20 protein-coding genes are annotated in these 21427 nt (G+C 63.6%); 13 read left to right on the top strand and 7 right to left on the bottom strand.

Annotated elements, in window-relative coordinates:
• Positions 1-36 precede the first annotated feature (36 nt).
• Complete coding sequence (locus AC07PA_RS27725) at positions 37-900, top strand: LysR substrate-binding domain-containing protein (RefSeq protein ID WP_494609771.1); 864 nt, start codon at positions 37-39, stop codon at positions 898-900.
• Positions 901-1047: 147 nt separating this feature from the next.
• Here AC07PA_RS27725 and AC07PA_RS27720 read toward each other — a convergent pair whose 3' ends face one another.
• Complete coding sequence (locus tag AC07PA_RS27720; RefSeq protein WP_007851377.1) at positions 1048-2388, bottom strand: MFS transporter; 1341 nt, start codon at positions 2386-2388, stop codon at positions 1048-1050.
• Between the two features lie 279 nt (positions 2389-2667).
• Between AC07PA_RS27720 and cyoA the strand changes: the two genes are divergently transcribed.
• From cyoA to AC07PA_RS27685, 7 genes are all read left to right on the top strand, one after another.
• A complete protein-coding gene (gene cyoA, locus AC07PA_RS27715) occupies positions 2668-3732 on the top strand; it encodes a ubiquinol oxidase subunit II (protein ID WP_007851379.1) in 1065 nt (354 codons plus the stop codon).
• Between the two features lie 24 nt (positions 3733-3756).
• Positions 3757-5766: a cytochrome o ubiquinol oxidase subunit I gene (gene cyoB / locus AC07PA_RS27710; RefSeq protein ID WP_494609770.1), complete on the top strand. Its 2010-nt coding sequence runs from the start codon at positions 3757-3759 to the stop codon at positions 5764-5766.
• A complete protein-coding gene (gene cyoC / locus AC07PA_RS27705; RefSeq protein ID WP_007851384.1) occupies positions 5759-6418 on the top strand; it encodes a cytochrome o ubiquinol oxidase subunit III in 660 nt (219 codons plus the stop codon). Before cyoB ends, cyoC begins: the two co-directional genes overlap by 8 nt.
• Before the next feature lies 1 nt (position 6419).
• The gene (gene cyoD / locus AC07PA_RS27700) at positions 6420-6863 is read left to right on the top strand and encodes a cytochrome o ubiquinol oxidase subunit IV (RefSeq protein ID WP_494609769.1); all 444 of its coding nucleotides are present in this window, start codon (positions 6420-6422) and stop codon (positions 6861-6863) included.
• A 119-nt stretch (positions 6864-6982) separates the two neighbouring features.
• Entirely contained in the window at positions 6983-7807 is an 825-nt protein-coding gene (locus AC07PA_RS27695; protein ID WP_494609768.1) for an SURF1 family protein, read from the top strand.
• Between the two features lie 29 nt (positions 7808-7836).
• Complete coding sequence (locus AC07PA_RS27690; RefSeq protein WP_494609767.1) at positions 7837-9192, top strand: ATP-binding protein; 1356 nt, start codon at positions 7837-7839, stop codon at positions 9190-9192.
• A 101-nt stretch (positions 9193-9293) separates the two neighbouring features.
• On the top strand, positions 9294-9887 hold the full coding sequence (locus AC07PA_RS27685) for a response regulator transcription factor (protein ID WP_494609766.1): 594 nt from the start codon (positions 9294-9296) through the stop codon (positions 9885-9887).
• Positions 9888-9933: 46 nt separating this feature from the next.
• On the opposite strand, the gene AC07PA_RS27680 is transcribed toward AC07PA_RS27685, so the two are convergent.
• Both AC07PA_RS27680 and AC07PA_RS27675 read right to left on the bottom strand, forming a co-directional pair.
• The gene (locus AC07PA_RS27680) at positions 9934-10545 is read right to left on the bottom strand and encodes a hypothetical protein (RefSeq protein WP_494609765.1); all 612 of its coding nucleotides are present in this window, start codon (positions 10543-10545) and stop codon (positions 9934-9936) included.
• Positions 10546-10669: 124 nt separating this feature from the next.
• Entirely contained in the window at positions 10670-11257 is a 588-nt protein-coding gene (locus AC07PA_RS27675; RefSeq protein ID WP_494609764.1) for a TetR/AcrR family transcriptional regulator, read from the bottom strand.
• A 155-nt stretch (positions 11258-11412) separates the two neighbouring features.
• Between AC07PA_RS27675 and AC07PA_RS27670 the strand changes: the two genes are divergently transcribed.
• On the top strand, positions 11413-12168 hold the full coding sequence (locus AC07PA_RS27670; RefSeq protein WP_494609763.1) for an SDR family NAD(P)-dependent oxidoreductase: 756 nt from the start codon (positions 11413-11415) through the stop codon (positions 12166-12168).
• Between the two features lie 17 nt (positions 12169-12185).
• Positions 12186-12842: an NADPH-dependent F420 reductase gene (locus AC07PA_RS27665; RefSeq protein WP_494609762.1), complete on the top strand. Its 657-nt coding sequence runs from the start codon at positions 12186-12188 to the stop codon at positions 12840-12842.
• Positions 12843-12936: 94 nt separating this feature from the next.
• Here AC07PA_RS27665 and AC07PA_RS27660 read toward each other — a convergent pair whose 3' ends face one another.
• The 4 genes from AC07PA_RS27660 to AC07PA_RS27645 form a co-directional block, all read right to left on the bottom strand.
• A complete protein-coding gene (locus AC07PA_RS27660; RefSeq protein WP_494609761.1) occupies positions 12937-13833 on the bottom strand; it encodes a hypothetical protein in 897 nt (298 codons plus the stop codon).
• Positions 13830-15245, bottom strand: a complete 1416-nt coding sequence (locus AC07PA_RS27655) for an AAA family ATPase (protein WP_494609760.1) — start codon at positions 15243-15245, stop codon at positions 13830-13832. The genes AC07PA_RS27660 and AC07PA_RS27655 overlap by 4 nt, the downstream gene beginning before the upstream one ends.
• A gap of 310 nt (positions 15246-15555) precedes the next feature.
• Positions 15556-16590: a purine-nucleoside phosphorylase gene (locus AC07PA_RS27650; protein WP_494609759.1), complete on the bottom strand. Its 1035-nt coding sequence runs from the start codon at positions 16588-16590 to the stop codon at positions 15556-15558.
• A gap of 107 nt (positions 16591-16697) precedes the next feature.
• Complete coding sequence (locus tag AC07PA_RS27645) at positions 16698-17111, bottom strand: ankyrin repeat domain-containing protein (RefSeq protein WP_494609758.1); 414 nt, start codon at positions 17109-17111, stop codon at positions 16698-16700.
• A gap of 104 nt (positions 17112-17215) precedes the next feature.
• On the opposite strand from AC07PA_RS27645, the gene AC07PA_RS27640 reads away from it, so the two are divergent.
• From AC07PA_RS27640 to AC07PA_RS27630, 3 genes are all read left to right on the top strand, one after another.
• Positions 17216-17899: a TetR family transcriptional regulator gene (locus AC07PA_RS27640; protein ID WP_494609757.1), complete on the top strand. Its 684-nt coding sequence runs from the start codon at positions 17216-17218 to the stop codon at positions 17897-17899.
• A gap of 203 nt (positions 17900-18102) precedes the next feature.
• A complete protein-coding gene (locus AC07PA_RS27635; protein ID WP_494609756.1) occupies positions 18103-19980 on the top strand; it encodes a hypothetical protein in 1878 nt (625 codons plus the stop codon).
• On the top strand, positions 19980-21335 hold the full coding sequence (locus AC07PA_RS27630) for an alpha/beta hydrolase family protein (RefSeq protein ID WP_494609755.1): 1356 nt from the start codon (positions 19980-19982) through the stop codon (positions 21333-21335). The genes AC07PA_RS27635 and AC07PA_RS27630 overlap by 1 nt, the downstream gene beginning before the upstream one ends.
• Positions 21336-21427 lie beyond the last annotated feature (92 nt).

The raw sequence follows: 21427 nt of genomic DNA, 5'->3' as shown, positions 1-21427 counted from the left end.
CTATAGTTGGCACGGGATAACACGGAGACGAATGCCATGCGCCTGACACAGCTGAGGTCCTTCCACGCCGTGGCCACGGAGGGCAGCTTCACGCGCGCGGCCCAGGCCCTGCACGTGAGCCAGCCCACGGTGACCACCCAGGTCAAGCAACTGGAGGAGCTGTACAAGGTGGAGCTGTTCCACCGCACCGGCCGGCGCATCCGCCCCACGGAGATCGGCGAGCGCTTGCTGCAGCTGTCGCGCCAGATCTTCGGGCTGGAGCTGGAGGCCGTGCAGGTGCTGCGCGATGCGGGTGAGCTGCGCTCGGGCCACCTGCGCGTGGCCGCCGTGGGGCCCTCGCACGTCACGAAGATGCTGGCCGCCTTCAACCAGCGCTACCCGGACATCAACATCTCGGTGGGCACCGGCAACTCCGAGGACGTGCTGACCCGCCTGCTCGACTACCGGGCCGACGTGGGCGTGCTGGCGCAGGTGCTCAAGGACAAGCGCTTCGTGTCGGTGCCGTACAGCGAGCACCCCATCGTGATCTTCTGCAATGCAGACCACCGGTTTGCGCGCCGGCGCAGCATCCGCACGGCAGAGCTGCAGGGCGAGAAGCTGATCCTGCGCGAGCAGGGCTCCACCACGCGCAAGGCCATCGAGTCGGCGCTCAAGGCCGCGGGCGTGCAACCCACGGTGGTGATGGAAGTCGCCAGCCGCGAGATCATCCGCGAGGCCGTGCTGCAGGGCCTGGGCGTCGCTGCCGTGTCAGAGGTGGAATACGTGCCCGGCGCGGGCCTGCACGCGGTGCGCATCAGCGACGCGCAGATCAAGACCTACGCCCACGTGGTCTGCCTGGCCGAGCGCCGGGACATGCGCCTGATCCGGGCGTTCTTCGAGATCATCGGCCGCGATTCCTGAAACCAGGTTCTGAAAACAAAAAACCCGGTGGCCGCCAAGGCAGCCACCGGGTTCTTGCATCGCTTCTCTACAGGGCCGTGCCTTGTCGTCAACAGGCCCGCCCCTCGCTCTCTCTTGTAGAACTACCTAAGAGTTTTTTCGCCGCTCTTATCGGTCGCGCCGCTCCATGCGGCGGTTCAGGTTCAGGGCGCCCAGGGTGCAGGCCACGCCCGACAGCAGGTACACCGTCACGGCCAGCAGGCCAAACTGGGCCGACAGGCCCAGGGCCACCAGCGGGGCAAAGGCCGCGCCGATGATCCAGGCCAGGTCGGCCGACAGGGCGGCGCCCGTGTAGCGGTTCTTGGGCGAGAAGTTGGCCGTCACCGTGCCCGATGCCTGGCCGTACGACAGGCCCAACAGCACAAATCCCAGCAGCAGGAACATGGTGCTGCCCACTTCGCCAGAATTGAGCAGCACCGGCGCCATGAAGCTGAACACACCGATCAGCACCGCCATGCCGCCCAAGAGCTTGCGCCGGCCCAGGTGGTCCGACAGCCAGCCCGAGACCATGATGGCCCCGGCCGCCAGGAAGGCGCCGACGATCTGCACGCCCAGGATCTGGGTTACGGGTTGGTCCGTGTAGAGCGTGATCCACGACAGCGGGAACACGGTGACCAGGTGGAACAGCGCAAAGCTGGCCAGCGCCGCAAACGCGCCCAGCAGCACGTTGCTGCCTTCGTCGCGCATCACCTCGTGCACGGGCACGGGCTGCAGCTCACGGTCCTGCAGCAGCTCGGTGTACGACTGGCCCACCACCAGGCGCAGGCGGGCGAACAGGGCCACCACGTTCACGGCAAACGCCACGAAGAACGGGTAGCGCCAGCCCCAGGCCAGGAACTCCTGTACCGACAGGTTGGCGTACAGGTAGGCGAACAGGCCGGCCGCCAGCACGAAGCCCACGGGCGCGCCCAGCTGGCCGATCATGGCGTACCAACCGCGGCGGTGCTTGGGCACCGACATCGCCAGCAGCGACGGCAGGCCGTCCCACGAGCCGCCCAGCGCCAGGCCCTGGCCGATGCGCAGGATCAACAGCGCCACGATGGCGGTGGTGCCCAGGTCCTTGTAGCCGGGCAAAAAGGCCATGCCCACCGTGCACACGCCCAGCAGGAAGAGCGCAATGGTCAGCTTGGTGCCCCGGCCCCAGCGCCGCTGGATGGCCATGGAGATGGCGGTGCCGATGGGCCGCACCACGAAGGCCACGGCCAGCAGCGCAAAGGCCGCCAGCGTGCCGTCCAGGCGCGACATGAAGGGGAACAGGAACGACGGGAAGACCAGCACGCAGGCGATCCCGAAAACGAAGAAGTCGAAATACTCGGACGAGCGTCCGATGATCACGCCCACGGCAATTTCGCTGGGGGTGACGTCTTCATGGGTGTCCGCGCGGGAGAGGGAAGCGTGGCCTTCTTCAAAGCCATTCGCCGGGTAGATCGCAGAGGCGGGACTGCTCATGAACAGGGCTCCTTTGTTGTGTAACTGATACACCCACGTTTTACACCCAGCAGCCCGGCCCGACAAGGGCGGTTTCACCCACGTTCTCGCAGGACAAATGCCCATAGGCTGTCTCTGCAGGGATTTCGGTACTGGCAGTGTGTTCGCTGGCTGCCCCAAAAAGGGGCAAAAACTTGACCTTGGACAAAATGTCCAATGGACAAATTTGGCTGCTCTATTACATTGAGCGGCAAATTGTCATTCGCGTTTACCCCTAAACGCCTTTGTTGGGCCCATCACATGTTCAAACTTCCCCAACTTCGCGGGCCGGCATGGCTTGCGTTGGCGGCCACCGCCACCAGCCTCGCCGGCTGCAGCAAGGCCGTCGTCCTCAATCCCGCAGGCGACATCGCCTCGCAGCAGGGCCACATGGTCGTGCAGGCCACCTTGCTGATGCTGATCATCATCGTGCCGGTGATCGCCCTCACGCTGTGGTTCGCCTGGAAGTACCGCCAGAGCAACACCGCCAACACCGAAGAGGACTACGACCCCGACTGGCACCACTCCACCACGCTGGAGCTGGTGATCTGGACCGTGCCCCTGTTGATCATCATCGCGCTGGGCGCGCTGACCTGGATCGGCACCCACAAGCTCGACCCTTACCGCCCGCTGGACCGCATCTCGGCCACCAAGCCGCTCGAAGCCCAGGCCACCCCCATGGTGGTGCAGGTGGTGGCCATGGACTGGAAATGGCTGTTCTTCTACCCCGAACAGGGCATTGCCACGGTGAATGAGCTGGCCGCCCCGGTGGACCGCCCCATCCTGTTCAAGCTCACGGCCACGTCCACGATGAATGCCTTCTACGTGGCCGACCTGGCCGGCATGATCTACGCCATGCCCGGCATGCAGACCGAGCTCAACGCCGTAATCAACAAGCCGGGCGTGTACCCCGGCATCGCCTCGCACTACAGCGGCTCGGGCTTCTCGGGCATGACCTTCAAGTTCCACGGCCTGAGCCAGGGCGACTTCGAGCAGTGGGTGGCCAAGGCCAAGACCGAAGGCAAGGCGCTGGACAAGACCACCTACCTGAACCTCGTCAAGCCCAGCGAGCGCGACCCCGTGCAGCGCTTTGCCAGCGTGGAAACCGGCCTGTACGACAAGGTGCTCAACCGCTGCGTCGAAGAAGGCAAGATGTGCATGCACCACATGATGTCCATCGACGAGCGCGGTGGCGAGGCCTACATGAAGGCCATGGGCCTGAACCTGCCCCAGGACGTGTGCACCATCGACAACGCCGGCCAGATCGTGGCCGCACTCGAAGCGCGCCACGCCACGGTCCACGACCGCACCCTTTCCCGCCAATGATCCGCGCCTAAGAGACTGACGAACATGTCCACCTCACCCGTTGTAACCGAACCGCATTGGGCCCTGGGCCGAATCACCTGGGACTCGATACCCATGGCGCACGAGCCCATCGTGCTGATCACCTTCATCGGTGTCGTGCTGGGCGGCCTGGCCGTGCTGGCCGGCATCACCAAGTTCCGCCTGTGGGGCACCCTGTGGCGCGACTGGATCTGCAGCATCGACCACAAGAAGATCGGCATCATGTACATGATCCTGGGCGTGGTCATGCTGCTGCGCGGCTTTGCCGACGCGCTCATGATGCGCCTGCAGCAGGCCATGGCCTTTGGCGACAACATGGGCTACCTGCCGCCGCACCACTACGACCAGATCTTCACCGCCCACGGCGTGATCATGATCTTCTTCGTGGCGATGCCACTGGTCACGGGCCTCATGAACTACCTCGTGCCGCTGCAGATCGGTGCGCGCGACGTGTCCTTCCCGTTCCTCAACAACTTCAGCTTCTGGATGACCACCGCCGGCGCCGTGCTGGTGATGGTGTCGCTGTTCCTGGGTGAGTTCTCCACCGCGGGCTGGCTGGCGCTGTCCAACCTGGGGGCGCAGAACCCCGGGGTGGGGCTGGACTACTACATCTGGGCGCTGCAGATCGCCGGGGTGGGCACTACGCTCTCGGGCATCAACCTGATCGTCACCATCATCAAGATGCGCGCACCCGGCATGAACCTCATGCGCATGCCCATCTTCACGTGGACGGCCCTGTGCACCAACGCACTCATCGTGGCCTCGTTCCCCGTGCTCACCGCCGCGCTGGTGCTGATGTCGCTGGACCGCTATGTCGGCACCAACTTCTTCACCAACGACCTGGGCGGCAACGCCATGCTGTACGTGAACCTGATCTGGATCTGGGGCCACCCCGAGGTCTACATCCTGATCCTGCCCTGCTTCGGCATCTTCTCCGAAGTGGTGGCTACGTTCTGCAAGAAGCGCCTGTTCGGCTACACCTCCATGGTGTACGCCACGGTGGTGATCACCATCCTGTCGTACCTGGTGTGGCTGCACCACTTCTTCACCATGGGCTCCGGCGCCAGCGTGAACACCTTCTTCGGCATCACCACGATGATCATCTCGATCCCCACGGGCGCGAAGATCTTCAACTGGCTGTTCACCATGTACAAGGGCCGCATCCGCTTCGAGCTGCCCATGCTGTGGACCCTGGCCTTCATGGTCACCTTCGCCATCGGCGGCATGACCGGCGTGCTGCTGGCCGTGCCCCCGGCCGACTTCGTGCTGCACAACAGCCTGTTCCTGATCGCCCACTTCCACAACGTGATCATCGGCGGCGTGCTGTTCGGACTGTTCGCCGGCATCAACTACTGGTACCCCAAGGCCTTTGGCTACAAGCTCGACCGCTTCTGGGGCCTGTGCTCCTTCTGGCTGTGGGTGGTGGGCTTCTACGTGGCCTTCATGCCGCTGTACATCCTGGGCCTGATGGGCGTCACGCGCCGTGCCAACCACTTCGAAGACCCCTCGCTGCAGATCTGGTTCGTCATCGCCGCCATCGGCGCCTTCCTGATCGCCCTGGGCATCGGCTGCCTGCTGATCCAGATCGTGGTGAGCTACCTCAAGCGCGACCAGCTGCGCGACCACACCGGCGACCCATGGGACGCCCGCACGCTGGAGTGGGCCACCTCGTCGCCCCCGCCGGACTACAACTTCGCCTTCACCCCCAAGGTGTACGAGATCGATGCCTGGTGGGACATGAAGAAGCACGCCTATGCGCGCCCGCTCACCGGCTTCCAGCCTATCCACATGCCGGCCAACACCGGCGCGGGCGTGATCATCTCGGCCCTGTCGCTGGTGCTGGGCTTCGCCCTCATCTGGCACATGTGGCTGCTGGCCGGCCTGTCCTTCGCGGGCGTGGTGCTGGTGTCCATCATCCACACGTTCAACTACAAGCGTGACTTCTACATCCCCGCCGCGCAAGTGGCGGAGACCGAGAACCTGCGTACCCAACAACTGCGTGCCAGCCATGTCTGATATCACCTACAACCAAGCCGCCGCCGCCATCACGGCCGGTGGCCCCACGGCCGCCACGCTGGCGCGCCGCGAGTACCACCTGGCGCACGAGCCCCACCCCGAGAACGGCACCGCCCTCGGGTTCTGGCTCTACCTGATGAGCGACTGCCTCATCTTCGCCGCGCTGTTCGCCACCTACGGCGTGCTGGGCCGCAGCTACGCCGCCGGCCCCACCGGCGCGCAGCTGTTCGATCTGCCGCTGGTGGCCATCAACACCGCCTTCCTGCTGGCGTCGTCCATCACCTTCGGCTTTGCCATGCTGCAAAAGCAGCAGAACAAGGTGGGCGGCACGCTCGCCTGGCTGGCCATCACCGGCCTGTTCGGCCTGGGCTTCCTGGCGCTGGAGCTGTACGAGTTCCACCACCTGATCCACCAGGGCGCAGGCCCGCAGCGCAGCGCCTTTTTGTCGGCCTTCTTCACGCTGGTCGGCACCCACGGCCTGCACGTCACCTTCGGCCTGATCTGGCTGGTGGTGCTGATGCTGCAGATCAAGAAACACGGCCTGATCCACGAGAACAAGCGCCGCCTGATGTGCCTGTCGATGTTCTGGCACTTCTTGGACGTCGTCTGGATCGGCGTCTTCACCTTCGTGTACCTGATGGGAGTGCTTTGACATGGGCGCCGCACAACACACCGCCAACGCTGGCCACGGCCATGACGACCACCACCACGACGACCACCATGGCGACGTGGGCCCGCACAGCAGCTTCTCGGGCTACATGGTCGGCTTCGTGCTGTCCATCATCCTCACCGCCATCCCGTTCTGGCTGGTCATGTCCAAGGTGATCGCCGACCGCAACACCGCCGTGCTCGTGCTCGGCGGCTTCGCGGTGGTGCAGATCCTGGTGCACATGGTCTGCTTCCTGCACATGAACGGCAAGGTCGAGGGCGGCTGGACGCTGCTGTCCACCATCTTCACCGTGGTCTTCGTGGCCATTGCCATCAGCGGCACCTTGTGGGTCATGTTCCACATGAACGCCAACATGATGCCCGACCACCCCACGCCGACCCCGCCCACCCACACCGAAGGCGGCGCGGCAGGCCACCACACGCCCTGACGTGCGCATGCGCCCCGACGCCAACACGGCGGGGCCGCAACCCTTGCAAAGCGGCCGCTCCCAGCGGCCGCACCTGTTTTGGGGCCCGTGCCATCGAGCAAGCAAAGGAATCCCGGATGATGACCGCAACCCCTACAGCCCCTACGGCCCCCGCAGCCTCGCGGCGCCTGCGCCGCGCCCTGCTGCTGGTGGTGGGCATCGCCCTGTTCCTGGGCTTCGTGGCCCTGGGCACCTGGCAGGTGCAGCGGCGGGTGTGGAAGCTCGACCTCATCGAGCGCGTGGACCAGCGCGTGCACACCGCCCCCGTGGCCCTGCCACCGGCCGCGCAGTGGCCCGGCATCACGGCCGACACGCATGAATACCTGCCCGTCACCGCCACCGGCCACTGGCTGCCCGGCAAGCCCGTGCTCACCCAGGCCGTCACGGCCCTGGGGTCGGGCTTCTGGGTGCTGAGCGCACTGCAGCAGGCCGACGGCACCCAGGTGCTGGTCAACCGCGGCTTCATCCCCCAGGACCAGCGCGCCGAATGGGCCAGCAAGGCGGACAGCGCAGAGCCCGCCACCGTGCAAGGCCTCATCCGCATCACCGAGCCCAAGGGCGGCTTTTTGCGCAGCAACGACCCCGCCGCCCAGCGCTGGTTCTCGCGCGACGTGGCGGCCATTGCCCAGGCGCTGCAGCTGCCCCGCGCGGCGCCCTTCTTCATCGACGCCGGCCTGCCCCAGCGCGGCGTGGCCAACCCCACGGCGGAAGCGGTGGAAGTGGCCGGCACCGCCGCCGCCACGGCGGGCACCACCTGGCCGCGCGCCGGGCTCACCACCATCCGCTTTGCCAACAGCCATGCGGTGTACGCCCTCACCTGGTACGGCCTGGCGCTGATGGTGCTGGGCGCGGGCTGGTTCGTGGTGCGCCATGAACAGCGCCGAAGCAGCAGCGCGGCCCGGTAGGTAGACTCCGTTCGTCCTACCCGCCCGATATGCCCCTCCATCGCCTCGTCAAAAGCGCCGAGTTCTTGCGCAACCCGCGCGCTGCCGATGCCGCCGCGGGCATCAAGAACCTGCAGCAGCTCATCCAGCTGCGCTGGATGGCCGTCATCGGCCAGGTCTTCACCATCGAGGTGGCGCACCACAGCCTGCGCCTGACCATCCCCCTGCACCAGATGCTGATGGTGGTGGGCTGCCTGGCCGTGTTCAACGTGGTCAGCCTGCTGCGCCTGCGCACGGGGGTGCAGGTGCGCAATGTGGAGCTGTTTTTGGCGCTGCTGGTGGACGTGGCCGTGCTCACCACCCAGCTGTACTTGAGCGGCGGCACCAGCAACCCCTTTGTCTTTTTGTACCTGCTGCAGATAGCGCTGGGCGCCATCCTGCTGCGCGGGGCCTATATCTGGAGCATGGTGGCCATCAACACCGCGTGCTTTGCCCTGCTGGCCAACTACCACCTGCCGCTGGAGCTGCCGCAGGATTTGCACCAGGGCCTGTCGAGCCTGTACGTCATTGGCCTGCTGGTGTGCTTTGTGCTCAACGCGATCTTGGTGGTGGTGTTCATCACCCGCATCAACCTGAACCTGCGCGAGCGCGACGCCCGCCTGGCCGCCGCGCGCAGGCGCCGGGTGGAAGAAGAGCACATCGTGCGCATGGGCCTGCTCGCATCGGGCGCCGCGCACGAGCTGGGCACGCCCCTTTCGACCCTGGCCGTGATTCTGGGCGACTGGCAGCACGACCAGGAGCTGATGGGCGACGAGCTGCTGCGCGAAGACATCGAAGAAATGCGCACCCAGGTACAGCGCTGCAAGAGCATCGTCAGCGGCATCTTGCTGTCGGCCGGCGAGGCGCGGGGCGAAGAATCGGCCCAGACCACCGTGCGCACCTTCGTCGACGCCCTGGCCGACGAATGGCGCACCACGCGGTCGATACCCGCGTTCTCGTACCGCAACGACTTTGGCGACGACACGCCCATGGTGTCGGACACCACGTTGAAGCAGATGGTTTTCAATGTGCTGGACAATGCACGCGACGCCTCGCCCCAGTGGGTGGAACTGCTCATCACCCGCGACGACAAGGCCGAGGTGCCCGCCCTGTGCATGACCGTCAACGATGCAGGCCCCGGCTTTGCGCCCGGCATGCTGGACCACTTGGGCGAGCCTTACCAGTCCACCAAACAGCGCCCCGGCAGCGGCCTGGGCCTGTACCTGGTGATGAACGTGGCGCGCACCCTGGGCGGCAGCGTCACGGCCCGCAACCGCACGGGCGATGGCGAAGGCAGCGGCGCACAGGTCAGCATCCGCCTGCCCCTGGCGGCGATTGCGATGCCGCGCGGGCACCGGCCTGCGTGATGGCTGCGAATTTGCGTTGAATGGACAGCCAAGCGAACCAGCAACTTTTGTAGCCAGACAAAGTCGAATTCGTACTAGTACAAAACCCGGACCCGAGCGCCATGGACGAAACCACCACAATCAGCAGCAGCCCCGCAGCAGACGCATCCCCCAAGGATGCGAAGGAAAAGCGACAGCTGCTCATCGTGGAAGACGACGAGGCCTTTGCCCGCACCCTGGCCCGCTCGTTCGAACGCCGCGGCTACCGCGTGCTCCAGGCCGCCAGCCTGCCCGAGGTGGAGGCGTTGCTGACCCAGCACACCCCCGGCTACGCCGTGGTCGATTTGAAGCTCAAGGGCGACGCATCCGGCCTGGCCTGCGTACAAAAGCTGCACGCCGCCAGCGAAGCCATGCTCATCGTCGTGCTCACCGGCTTCGCCAGCATCGCCACCGCGGTGGAGGCCGTGAAGCTGGGCGCCTGCCACTACCTGGCCAAGCCATCGAACACCGACGACATCGAGGCCGCGTTTGGCCTCAAGGCCGGCGACACCGAGGTGGACGTGACCAACCGCTCCAGCTCGCTAAAGACGCTGGAGTGGGAGCGCATTCACGAGGTGCTGGCGGAGACGGGGTTCAATATCTCGGAGACGGCGCGGCGGTTGGGGATGCACCGCCGCACGCTAGCGCGGAAGTTGGAGAAGCAGCAGGTCAGCTGAGACAAAAAGCGGCAGGGGAAAGGAGCCGAGCGGCCTCCGCCGAGGGTTACAGATGGCGCCCATCCAGGAACACCGTGCCCAGCACCCCACGGTACACAGGCAGCACCATGCTGGGCGGCCACTTCACCGGCGGGTACTGGATCCGAAGCTTGAGGAGGACAGTGCTGCCCTGCTTCTCGGGCTCCCCCGTCGGGCATTGCAGTTGGGCCTCTTCCACCAGGCTGGTCTTGCTGACCAACTTGGTGGACAGCACCGTGCACTGCACGCTGCCCACGGCCCGCGCCCCGTGCTTGCGCTCCAGGTAGGTCAGCGCACCCCAGGCACCGCCACCAAACGCTCCCACACAGACCAGCGACAGGACCAGGTAATAACCGACCGGTGACCTCGACATCCACTCTGCTATCAGCGCATGGATGCCCCAGACCTCACCCAGGGAGCGCGCCTGCGCCAGATCGCGCTCCATCTCGGCCCGCCCCAGCGAGCCACCCACGAATGCCACACCGGGGCCCAGGACGAGTGCCGCGGCCAGGGCCACATCCACAAACCGGCGCCCTGTTTCCAGGGTGGGCTGGTAGTGCTCTTGCATCAACCCCAGCCCGGCCAGGCCCAGGCCTGCAAAGAACACGATGGCGATCAATAGCTTCAGGAGGTGCTTCATCGTGGGTGGTGCTGGGCCGTAGCGATGGAATGGGGAATTTCATCGTATCGGGTTCCGCGGGCGGGCCGCTTGACGTGTTGTCCAGGGCGGCAGGCCCCAGGCCCGCTCCCTCCCGCCGCCACCATCAGCGCGCAGTCGGCCAAGTGGACAAAGCCTGGTCCACCACCGCATCCAGCACCTCTCGGCTGAACCCCGCCTTGGCCTGCACCCCCATGCCGTGCAGTACCGTGCACAGGTAGGTGGCCAGCGCCGCACAGTTCGCCGTGGGCGGCAGGTCGCCCTCCTGCTGGGCGCGCTCGAAGCGCTCGCGCAGCAACGCCTCGCCGTTGGCCCGCGCATCGATCAGCGCGCGCCGCACGGGCTCGGCATCGTCCGACCCGGCCAGCACGCCATTGATGCCTAGGCACCCCGTGTGGTCCGGGTAACGCGTGTTGAGCTCCACGGCATTGCGCAGGATGTACTCCGCCACCCCACGCGATGTCGGCTGCGTGAGCCCCGCTGGGATGAAATCCATGTAGTGCTCGTAATACCGCTCCAGCGCACGCAGGAACAGCGCTTCCTTGTTGCCGAACGCCGAGTACAGCGCGGGCCGCTCTACCCCCGTGGCCTGCACCAGGTCGGTGTACGAGGCGCCCTCGTAGCCCTTGCGCCAGAACACGCACAGCGCGGCATCCAGCGCCACGTTCACATCGAACTCTCGCTGCCGCCCCATCAGACCACTGCCTCGGCTTTTTTCATAACGGTCGATATTAAACCGCTTGACCCTTCATGTCGAATTTCATAACATTCGTTATTATAACGATTGTTATGTTTCGACCCGAGTCATCGTGGCGAGGGCGATCAACTCACCCACACAGGAGTTTTTCCATGCAGAAATCATTGGCAGGCAAGGTGGCGCTCGTCACGGGCGGCTCGCGCGGGCTGGGCGCGGCCACCGCGCTGGCGCTGGCCGACAAGGGGGCCGACGTGGCCATCAGCTATGTGGCGTCTGCCGACAAGGCGCAGGCCATCGTCGAGCAACTCAAGGCCAAGGGCGTGCGCGCCCTGGCCGTGCAGAGCGACCAGGCAGACCCCACGGCCGCGAAGCCGCTGCTCGATGCCGTGCTGGCCCACTTCGGCCAGCTCGACATCCTGGTCAACAACGCCGCCATTGCCGTGCAAGGTAAGGCGGTGGGCGACCCTGGCCTGGATACCGAAGGCCTGGACCTGCAATGGCGCATCAACGTGCTCGGCGCCGTGGCCACCACGCGCGCCGCAGCGCCCCGGCTGGCCGACGGCGGGCGCATCGTCTTCATCGGCTCGGGCCTGGGCAGCCGCGTGGCATTTGCGGGCGTGGCCGACTATGCCGGCACCAAGGCGGCCATCGTCGGTTACGCCAAGGGCGTAGGCCGCGACCTGGGCCCGCGCAACATCACGGTGAATGTGGTGCAGCCCGGCATCATGCCCACCGACATGGCCGCAGGCGCAGCCGGCAACCTGCCCGACAGCATCATGGACCTGCACGCCATACGCCGTATCGCCACCGTGGAAGAAGTGGCCGCCGCCGTGTGCTTTCTGGCCGGGCCAGAAGCTGGCTATATCACGGGCGGCGTGCTCGACGTGAGCGGCGGCTTCCAGATCTGACGCAGGGGCGCGCACGCATGGCCACCGTCATCGGCATCATCGGCGCAGGCGAAGTCGGCAGCCACATTGCGCGCGCCGCCATTGCGAGCGGCTACCGCGTAGTGATCGCCAACTCACGCGGGCCCGAGACCCTGGCGGCGCTGGTCGCCGAACTCGGCCCCCAGGCCCGCGCCGCCACCGCGGCCGGCGCTGCGGCGGCTGGGGACTTCGTGGTCATCGCCGTGCCCCTCAAGCTGGTCAACAACATGCCCGTGCGGGAGCTGGCGGGCAAGATCGTGATCGACACCAACAACTACATGGCCTGGCGCGACGGCCTGTACGCGGTGGTCGAATCGGGCGAGGCCACCGAGCACGAGCTGCGCCAGCAGCAGTTGCCCGCGTCGAAGATCGTCAAGGCCTTCACCCACATCCAGGCGCCGCGCATCCTCACCGCCGGGCAGCCCGCAGGCACGCCCGGCCGGCTGGCGCTGGCGGTGTCGAGCGATTACCCAGAAGCGGTGGAGCTGGTGGCGCGGCTGTATGACCAGTTTGGGTTTGATGCGGTGGACCACAGCCCGTTGAGCGAGTCGTGGCGCAGTCGGCCTAGGCAACCGGCGTGGACGGCGCATTGGAGGCAGACGCGGGAGGAATTGGCGGGAAATTTAGCGAGAGGGCGGCGGAGTCTACAGGCGTGAGACCTCCTTGCCTTTGGTCGGGCGTACCACTAGCCGCGAAACCCAGCGCTGCCACCGCCAACAGTTTATCACTGCAATTTTTCGGACGAAGATTTTACCGCATATAAACGATATGCGAACCACCCGATTTGGTTTTTATTTCCAATTTATTGCTTCTATTTGCAGCGTAAATAATTATATCAGATAATTTATTAACACGCTTGCCCAGCGCATTCCTTGCACCGAAAGCATTCAACCCTGTAGTAAAAACAATATGAACCCTTGCACCCGAGAAAATATACCGATCATGCGCTAATCGACGAAAATCAACAGACACTTCCTCACATGAAACACTTATACTCGAGTTTACAAGCGCAAGTTGAGAAATTATGGCAGCAGGCTTTAAACACGCGCCCCTCCCCAATGTTGTTGTAAATATTTTAAAGCTTCCTCCAGAAACAATTTTTGTTGCTATGTGACATATTAACTCCATTGATTCAGAATTTATATATTTATCATAAACAACCACCTCATCTTCGGCAAGAAAATATTTATCAAGGACGTCAAAATCAACCACTCCACCAGCATCCAAGTTTAGCGAGCGAATAGGATTATCCCCGTGAATCTGCCCAGAAAAAACAGAAGACACAGACAGAAGCTCCAACCCTAACGCATTTAATTTAGCCACTTGGGGCGCCTGCGGCCAAGAGTTTGAAACAAATATATTTCCACCCGAAAAATACCCAGCTGACGCATAGCAATTTATGTCAGGAGGCAACAAACCAATTGCGCGCGGAGAATCATTCTTCAGTCCGACAACGAATCTATTTTGACTTTGCATAGCAGCAAACCAAGTTTGAAAGTACATGTTCCCTCCCAAATTCGCATTGTAATCATTCAGAATCTCCTGATTTATATCAATCTTAGATGACAGCACCACACCAGACATAACTTGATTAGCACGGCCAGAAAAAACCTCTCCCAAAGCCGTAAAATGTGCAGCACTTCTCATTGAGCATTACCTTCATTAGAGATAGCGCTCATTTTATTCTCAAGGAGCTTACTAGATAGCTTATAAGCCTCGTCAAAAAATCCGGTGGGCCAATTTTCCAAAAATTCACCCCATTCATTTATTTTCATTTCATGGGGATGCCGAGGGGATTCTGGAATGTATATAAACTTAACATCTTTAGGCCGAATTTCCAAAGCCCCAACTCTTTTAGCACGGAAATTCGAAATTGCAAGCTGAATACCTCTCACAAAATGCTCACTATGGGTTTCAATAATAAATCTTCGACCACTCACACTTGCTGAACCTATCACTTCCGCAAGCTTTGTCTGAACACTAGGATGAAGATGCAATTCGGGCTGCTCTATAAGAAGGGTTGAGCCATCTGGCATGACTGCAATTTGCACCAATATAGGGAGAATTTGCGATATTCCAAACCCAACATCAGAAATCGCTTCACCCTGATTTCCCTCCCTACCAATAATCAGCTTAACAAGCTCATCGGGGTTGCGTGTGTCTACCATACGATTTGGGAAGAGCATGGCCATCCACTGTTCTAACTGAGCCAGTCGCTCACGGTGTACAGGTTGCGCAGATCGTTCTTTTGAGGCTCGAGCTTTCAGATTTGCCAACACGCTGGGGGTATGTTCACCTGTAGCCCCCACAGACAGTAAATGGGCGGTTCTTCCATATGATCGAGAAGGACTTCTCCGCAAGGGGCCAATATAAAAATATTTTCTTTCTAGATTTCTAAAAATTGCATCCACAATATGTCTTGCAACGTTAATTGAAAAACCTAGCAAGTACATGTGCTTAGCGCCAATAGATTTCTCCGACTCTATATCGTATCTATTATCTATTCGAGTAGAAATTCCCGAAATCCAGTTTTTCGCCATTTCCTCACTAGAAAGAGCTTCCTCCTTAAACATCGCCGCCAAATGCTTAGCCGCTCGCTCAGACAAGTATGTCACAAAGCTATCTCTTGTCTTTTTCTTGATGATATTAATGAAATAATCCGGGTCATTCCCCTGAGTTATTTTCAGCTCAAGAATTCGAGCCTGCTCAGTAATATGATCACGACCAAGAGTCACCTCGAACTCCCAGGCTTTTCCATCAGCGCCAAGAGAGAAATCTATAGCACCATCAAAGGTCAATGCTATTTTTATATTTTTATCAATCTCATGATTGTGAACGTAATCTCTGTATATACCAAGATCAACATACTCGCCCTGCGCAGCCAAGGATTCATTTTCATTGGCAGATGACGCAGTTTGCTTCATGGCAAGCAACGCTTTTATTAAAGACGACTTCCCCGAACTATTGGGGCCCAGAAGAATATTTATATTAGAAGAAAAATCAATGTCAACAAAATCAAATCGCTTAAAATCCACCAACTTTAATTGTATTAATTTCATAATTTCCTCAGTTCATGAGCGCAAGCCAATCAAACATTCAGAATAGCAAAAAAAATTAATTGCGCAAGATAAAAATCACCTGAAGACGTACCAAATCGCCGAAAGCTGAAATTGGTCTACGACTGCAAAACGTAGCGAAATCAATAAAAGCGCAGGGCCAGCCTGCACTACAGGACCAACATGGCCCAGGCGTCACGTGACACTGAAGGGCCCACCATCGCAATAACCCAGAGACCCACTAAATGCTCGCTGTTGTAGAGCGCTCGTAGAAACGAGTCTTTGTCAAGCATGTAATATCAAGGCGAGGCATCTACCGCGCCGGCACCCCACCCCGCCACTGCCCCCAGTTCCGCACAATGTGGTCCACCACCCGCGTGCCCACCAGCGCCACGTTCTCCACCGTCTCCGCAAAGCCCCCGGCCGTTTCGCCCGGCGCAGGGTCCAGGTGCGCCAAGGTGGTTTCGTTCGGGTTGCCCTGGTCAAAATTGACCGCGCCGCGCAGGCTCATCAGGCGGTCGGTGCCGTGGGTGCGCTTGACCACCAGGGCGATGGCGGCGGCCTCCATCTCGGTGATGACGTAGTCATCCGCACCGTAGAGCTTGGCGATGTACTGGGCCTGGCGGGACATGCCGGGGCCGTGGAAGAACGTGTCGCCGGTCATGTGGGTGCCGCTGGTCACGGCGGGGCTGCGGCGGGCTGCTGTGTCGGGGTAGCGCAGGCGATAAGTGCGCGCGCTGTCGGAGTCCTTGAGGGGCACGTCCACCGTGAGGTTCATGGCCCAGTCCACCAGCAGGGGGTTGAGCTGAAAGCGGCGGTATTCCTCGTAGCCCTTGCGTGGCATGAAGGTGGGCGCGCCGGCCGTGTTCTCTTCAGGCGCCCAGCGGTGGCCCAGGTCGTAGTCCACCAGCCAGGTGCCCCAGCTCACATCGGCAATGGTGCCGCGCTGCGGCGGCGTGCCGGCCACGCCGGAGATCACGTAGTACGACTGGGCGAAATCGAACTTGGGGTTGAGCAAGATCGCCTGCATGGACGCGGACGAATTGACCTTGCCCATGCCCAGCACGGCGCCGCACACGCCGTCGGCGTTGCAGTACACGGGGCCCAGGGCCCCTGGCACGGTGATGGGGGTGGCGTCTTTCCAATACCGCTCGTACCAGTGCTGGAACTCACCCGCGCGGTCGCCGGTGTTCTTGCCGATCTCGAACATGGCGGCGACAAAAACCTTAACGCGGATGGGCGTGGGGGCCGTCGCAGAGGGTGCCGTGGCACAGCCCGTGATGGAGGCCGCAGCCAGGGCCAGCAACAGCCAGCGCGCGGGACGGAAAGAAGCGTTGTTGAAGAGCATGGAAGTCACCTTGGCAAGGGAAATGAAAGTGGCTGTGCCTTGTGGGCGGCACATGCCAACGGCACCGCAAGAAATGCGCCATTGTGCGCCGCTAAATCCGTGGCGGATCAGTGTGGCCGGTAGCGCTGGATCAGGGACACGATCGCTTTGCCAGCGTCGTCCTTGCGTCGCTGTGCACGCATGCGCGCAGTGTTCCCCATCCATCCTGTGATGTCAGGGTCGGCCCCCTGCTGGAGCAGCAACTCCACCATTTCCGGATAGTCGCGCTGAACCGCCAACGAGAGCGGTGTCTCGCCAATCGTGGCCTCGTCATGCGCGTTGACGTTGGCACCCTGCAGGGTCAGCCACTCAGCCACCCGGTAGTGCTCGCCCTCCACGGCGTAGTGCAGCGGGGTGCGGCCCAGGTCATCGAATGCATCGAGCGCGTGGTTGCCTGCGGCCAGCAATCGACGCAGTTCTTTCTGGTCGCCATCGGCCGCCGCACGGTGCAGGCGCTCTTTCTCGAACCAGTCGTCATCCATGGGCATGGCCCCGAGGGTAACCCGCCAGCGCAGCCATGGGCTCGCCAGTCCATTGAGGGCAAGCCCTAATGCACATGAATTAATTCAAGTGCATTATTCACCCCATGATGCCTGCCCTTGCCTCGTCTGCCGATGATCCTTCGCCGCCAGCCCCCTCCCCCACCGACCCGCAAGCCACCCGCACCCGCCTGATCGAAGAGGCCATGCACCTCATGGCGCGCGAGGGGATGAATGCCGTGTCGCTGCGGCGCATAGTGATCGCGGCGGGGGCGCAGAACCCTTCGGCGCTGCACTACCACTTTGGTGGGCGCGATGAGTTGATCGAAGCGATCACCAACTTCTTGCAGCAATGGCTGGAGCCGAGGGCCTGTGCGCGACTGGAGGCGCTGGCCAGCCAGCCGGGCTACACCGTGCGCGATGTGGTGGAAGCCGCCTTCGGCCCCGTGATCGCCATGCTGGGCGAGCCCGCGCTGGGGCGCGATGCCGTCAACTTCATCGGGCGGCTGGGGTGGGACTATGGCGAGAAGGGCCAGGTGATCTCTGCCGCACTGCACCGCCGCACGCTGGAGCTGACCCTGGCACGGCTGCAGGCGCTGATGCCCGGCGTGGGGCGCGAGACGATCCAGTTTCGGCTGCTGCTGACCATGAACGCCGTGTACTACGGCATCTCGTACCGCAGCTACATGCGGCGCTCGCCGTTCGGGGCGATGGAGCTGTCCATGCCCGGCAACGAGGCGCGCGAGCAAGAAGAGTTTTTGGCTTATCTGGTGGCTGGGTTGAGCGGCTAACAAAGCCTCCCTGGCGTCGTTGTTCTGTCTTGCCGTACCTGCAGTACTGTCTGCGACAGAAGCGCCTAGCCAGAGAGGCTTTCTTAACCGCTTTGAACCACCTGTGATGAACCGCGCGTGTGCGTTGCCTGGGCAACGCACCTGCAGCGCCAGCTTGCGCCCATTTTTTATCCACCACTTCCCACACCATCAAGGAGACAAGCATGCAAAAGAACAAAAGAGATATCGGCAACCACCATACCGGCGCGCCGCTGCGCCGCACGCTGCTCAGCCTGAGCCTGGCCGCAGCACTCACCGCCTGCGGTGGCGGCGGGCAGGCGCTGGTGGATGGCGGCACCACCACTACGGGCGATTTCACCATCAGCACGCACGAGCTGGCCAGCCGCGCCAAGGCGGCGCGCACACCGGGCACGGCAGGCGTGGCGGTGGCGGCGGGCAGCAAGCTGGCCACACAGTTCGGCGCGGCGGGGCCGGATCTGAACCGGGTGCGCTACACGCGCTACGGGCTGGCGGCCAATGCGGGCAAGCCGGTGGATGCGGTGCTGGTGGCGATGCCGGGCACGCTGGCCGCGTCGCACAGCTACCTCATCCTGGCCGAGAACCTGGTGCGCCGCATGTGGGCTGACCACAAGGCGGTGGTGGAGGTGTGGGGGGTGGACCGCCGCTCCGTGGCGCTGCAGGACATGGAGGGACTGCAGATCGCAGAGCGCGAGCGTGATGCGGCGCTGGGCCTGAATTTTCTGTACGGCGGCGAGCTGGGGCTGCCGCTGCCGGCCCAGCTGGCGCGGCGCGCGGTGTTCCATGAAAGCCGCGAGATCCCCTTCCTCGCGGACTGGACGCCGCAGGTGCATTCGCTGGACCTGGATGCGGTGGTGACCGCAGCGCACACGGTGGCGCGCGATGGCAACGTCTTCTTGGGTGGGCATTCGGCAGGCACGGGCTTTGTGGCGCGCTATGCGGCCACGGACTTCAACCTCACGGGCAGCGGGCCCGCGCAGCCGGGCTATGCCAAGCTCAAGGGGCTGGTGCTGTTCGAGGGGCCGGGTGGTGCGCTGGCAACGAGCGCACCCACGGCCGCGCAGCTCGATGCGGTGGTGCGCGCGGCCGATGGCGGGCTGTATGCGGCCGTAGCCTCGGGGGCCGAGCCGGGCTTTGTCTCGCGCCCCGGCCTCACGCCGCGCGTGAGCGCATCGACCGAGATCGCGGGCATGCAGATGGCCTTCGAGGGCACCATCAACGGCACCCAGGCACTGCTGCAGGCGGACCAGGGGGGCGTGGCGGGCAACAACGTCTACAACCGCGTGGCGGACTTCACCAAGCGCGACTTCCCCGTGACGGCGGGCGCGGCCATCGGCACCTTCATGGACGACGACAACCTGCAGCGCACGGTGTTCTATTCGGTGTCCATGGGCGCCCTGGGCCCGGCGCGTGCCGACGGCCTGCGCACCTGGCTGGACAATACCGACCCGCTGCCTGCAACGGCGTACCGTGACTTCGGCCCGCAGCCGGCCACGCTGGTGGCCAACCCGCCCGCCTGGGGCAAGGAGGTGGAGCCCACCAACCTCAAGCGCCTGTCGCGCGCGCTGTACCTGGGCAACACCACCTACAGCGACTGGTACTACCCCAGCTCGGGCCTGCTGCTGGGCAACGCCGAGGGCAGCGGCGGCGCCAACCTGGGGCTGGATACCAGCGCCCTGTCGCTGCCCGCCAGCCAGGGCGGGCGCGGCCGCGCCGACATCGTGAACCAGACGCAGGCGCGAAAGATCGACATCCCCGTCATCGCGTTTGGCGGCACCAACGGCCTCACACCCGTGGCCGGCATCTGGCGCGGCTTTGCCGAGGCCATTGCGCCTTGTGCCGCGCCCAGCTGCAAGGCCGGCATTGCGCGCACGCCCGCCGGCCAGCCCACGCTGGTGGCTAACCGCCAGTACGGCGGGGTGGAGGGCGGCTTCGAGGTGCACATGAGCGAGGGCTACTCGCACGTGGACATCGTGACGGCCGACGACGATGCGACGAACAATGTGATCCGGCCACTTGCAGCATTCCTGCAGCGCAATGCGAGCGCGGGGGCCGGCAAGTGATGCGGGGCCTGCTCCTGTCACTGTCGCTGGGTGGCGCCACCATGGCCCATGCCGCAGACCCTGCCCTTCTGGACTGCCTGGGTCCGGTGCAGCACGAATCGCCGGCACCCGGCTCGGCCGAGTGGAAGCAACGCGATGCCGACAACATGGCCTGCGCACGCCAGCGCATCGACGATTTTGCGCAGCAACCCGCCGCGCTGTTCACGCCCGGCAAGACGCCCGCGCTCGACGCCTACCGCAACCCGGCCAGCCATGCCGACAAGCGCTTTCGGTACACCGAGGCGAGCACACCATCTTCCGCATCGGGCAAGCCGATTGCAGCGGAGATCTACCGCCCCTGCGCCGCAGGCACCTGCACCGGCATGCCGGCAGGCCTCAAGACCTTTGAAGCGCCCTACCCTGCGGTGGTGATCGTGCACGGGGGCTACAGCTCCAAGCGGCTGCACCGCTCGGCCGCGCAGGTGCTGGCCGAGGCCGGCTACATGACGATTGCGCTGGAGACCACGGCGCCCATGGGCACGCACGGGCCCGATGCGCAGAGCGTGGTGGACTGGGTGTTTGCCACACCCAAGGCGCCGGTAGCAGGCGCCAACTTCTTCCCGCACTGGGAGCAACTCGACACGCGCATGGTGGGCATTGCCGGGCACTCGCAGGGCGGCAGCACGGCCAGCCTGATCGGCCAGGCGGACAAGCGCATCCGCGCCATCGTGGCCTGGGACAACCTTACCGCGCTGAAGACCGGCTGGGTGGACAAGATCGGCATGGACCCGCCGGCCGACCTGGCCCTGCGCACGCCGGCGCTGGGCATCGGCGCCGACTATTACTTCAAGGTGGTGCCGACCACCGAAGCGCCCGAGCCCGCCAAGGCCAACACGCAGGGCGGTCGGGGCCGGGGCGCCGAACCCCACCCCAAGGACCCGGGCTACCAGGAGCTCAAGGGTGCGGGGGTGGACACCATGCTGGTGGTGCTGCGCGCGGGCACGCACCTGGACTTCTCGCTCTTCGGCGGGCCGGCCAGCCGGTATGGCGAGGGTGTCATCAACTACTACACCCTGGCCTGGTTCGACCGCTACCTGAAGGGTGCGCACGACCCGGCGCTGGCGGCCGATGCGTACCGGCGCCTCACGGCACAAACGTTTGATGATTCGGCCGACCGGCACAACATCAGCCAAGGGCTCTACGACAAGGCCGCCGCGGGCGATTCGGACCTGAAGGGCAACCGCCCCTACCTGGTGGGCGGCACGCCGGTGCGCGACCGGCTGTCGTTCTACTTCACGTCGCGCTGCGCGATCACCAAGCCGGGCAGCACGGTGCGGGTGGGGTCGGAGGACATGCGGGCAGCGGGCTGCCGGTGACCGGTGCGGCGGGCCCGCAGCGCTGCAGGAGCTTGTGGCGCAGGGCCTTGCCGCCAGTCAGGGACAATGGCACCCCGCCCCGCTCACCGACT

It is taken from the genome of Acidovorax sp. GW821-FHT09B03, from assembly GCF_059418305.1.
Note: the sequence above shows the minus strand (reverse complement) of the source record. Positions and strands in the feature narration are given on the sequence as shown.

Excerpts from the sequence above, each read along its gene's own strand:
- cyoC (WP_007851384.1), top strand. The coding sequence starts at position 5,759 with ATGTCTGATATCACCTACAACCAAGCCGCCGCCGCCATCACGGCCGGT.
- AC07PA_RS27640 (WP_494609757.1), top strand. The coding sequence starts at position 17,216 with ATGATGCCTGCCCTTGCCTCGTCTGCCGATGATCCTTCGCCGCCAGCC.
- AC07PA_RS27695 (WP_494609768.1), top strand. The coding sequence starts at position 6,983 with ATGACCGCAACCCCTACAGCCCCTACGGCCCCCGCAGCCTCGCGGCGC.
- AC07PA_RS27645 (WP_494609758.1), bottom strand. The coding sequence starts at position 17,111 with ATGGATGACGACTGGTTCGAGAAAGAGCGCCTGCACCGTGCGGCGGCC.
- AC07PA_RS27675 (WP_494609764.1), bottom strand. The coding sequence starts at position 11,257 with ATGGGGCGGCAGCGAGAGTTCGATGTGAACGTGGCGCTGGATGCCGCG.
- AC07PA_RS27630 (WP_494609755.1), top strand. The coding sequence starts at position 19,980 with ATGCGGGGCCTGCTCCTGTCACTGTCGCTGGGTGGCGCCACCATGGCC.
- AC07PA_RS27670 (WP_494609763.1), top strand. The coding sequence starts at position 11,413 with ATGCAGAAATCATTGGCAGGCAAGGTGGCGCTCGTCACGGGCGGCTCG.
- cyoA (WP_007851379.1), top strand. The coding sequence starts at position 2,668 with ATGTTCAAACTTCCCCAACTTCGCGGGCCGGCATGGCTTGCGTTGGCG.
- AC07PA_RS27665 (WP_494609762.1), top strand. The coding sequence starts at position 12,186 with ATGGCCACCGTCATCGGCATCATCGGCGCAGGCGAAGTCGGCAGCCAC.
- cyoD (WP_494609769.1), top strand. The coding sequence starts at position 6,420 with ATGGGCGCCGCACAACACACCGCCAACGCTGGCCACGGCCATGACGAC.
- AC07PA_RS27720 (WP_007851377.1), bottom strand. The coding sequence starts at position 2,388 with ATGAGCAGTCCCGCCTCTGCGATCTACCCGGCGAATGGCTTTGAAGAA.
- AC07PA_RS27655 (WP_494609760.1), bottom strand. The coding sequence starts at position 15,245 with ATGAAATTAATACAATTAAAGTTGGTGGATTTTAAGCGATTTGATTTT.
- AC07PA_RS27680 (WP_494609765.1), bottom strand. The coding sequence starts at position 10,545 with ATGAAGCACCTCCTGAAGCTATTGATCGCCATCGTGTTCTTTGCAGGC.
- AC07PA_RS27690 (WP_494609767.1), top strand. The coding sequence starts at position 7,837 with ATGCCCCTCCATCGCCTCGTCAAAAGCGCCGAGTTCTTGCGCAACCCG.
- AC07PA_RS27635 (WP_494609756.1), top strand. The coding sequence starts at position 18,103 with ATGCAAAAGAACAAAAGAGATATCGGCAACCACCATACCGGCGCGCCG.
- AC07PA_RS27685 (WP_494609766.1), top strand. The coding sequence starts at position 9,294 with ATGGACGAAACCACCACAATCAGCAGCAGCCCCGCAGCAGACGCATCC.
- AC07PA_RS27650 (WP_494609759.1), bottom strand. The coding sequence starts at position 16,590 with ATGCTCTTCAACAACGCTTCTTTCCGTCCCGCGCGCTGGCTGTTGCTG.
- AC07PA_RS27660 (WP_494609761.1), bottom strand. The coding sequence starts at position 13,833 with ATGAGAAGTGCTGCACATTTTACGGCTTTGGGAGAGGTTTTTTCTGGC.
- AC07PA_RS27725 (WP_494609771.1), top strand. The coding sequence starts at position 37 with ATGCGCCTGACACAGCTGAGGTCCTTCCACGCCGTGGCCACGGAGGGC.
- cyoB (WP_494609770.1), top strand. The coding sequence starts at position 3,757 with ATGTCCACCTCACCCGTTGTAACCGAACCGCATTGGGCCCTGGGCCGA.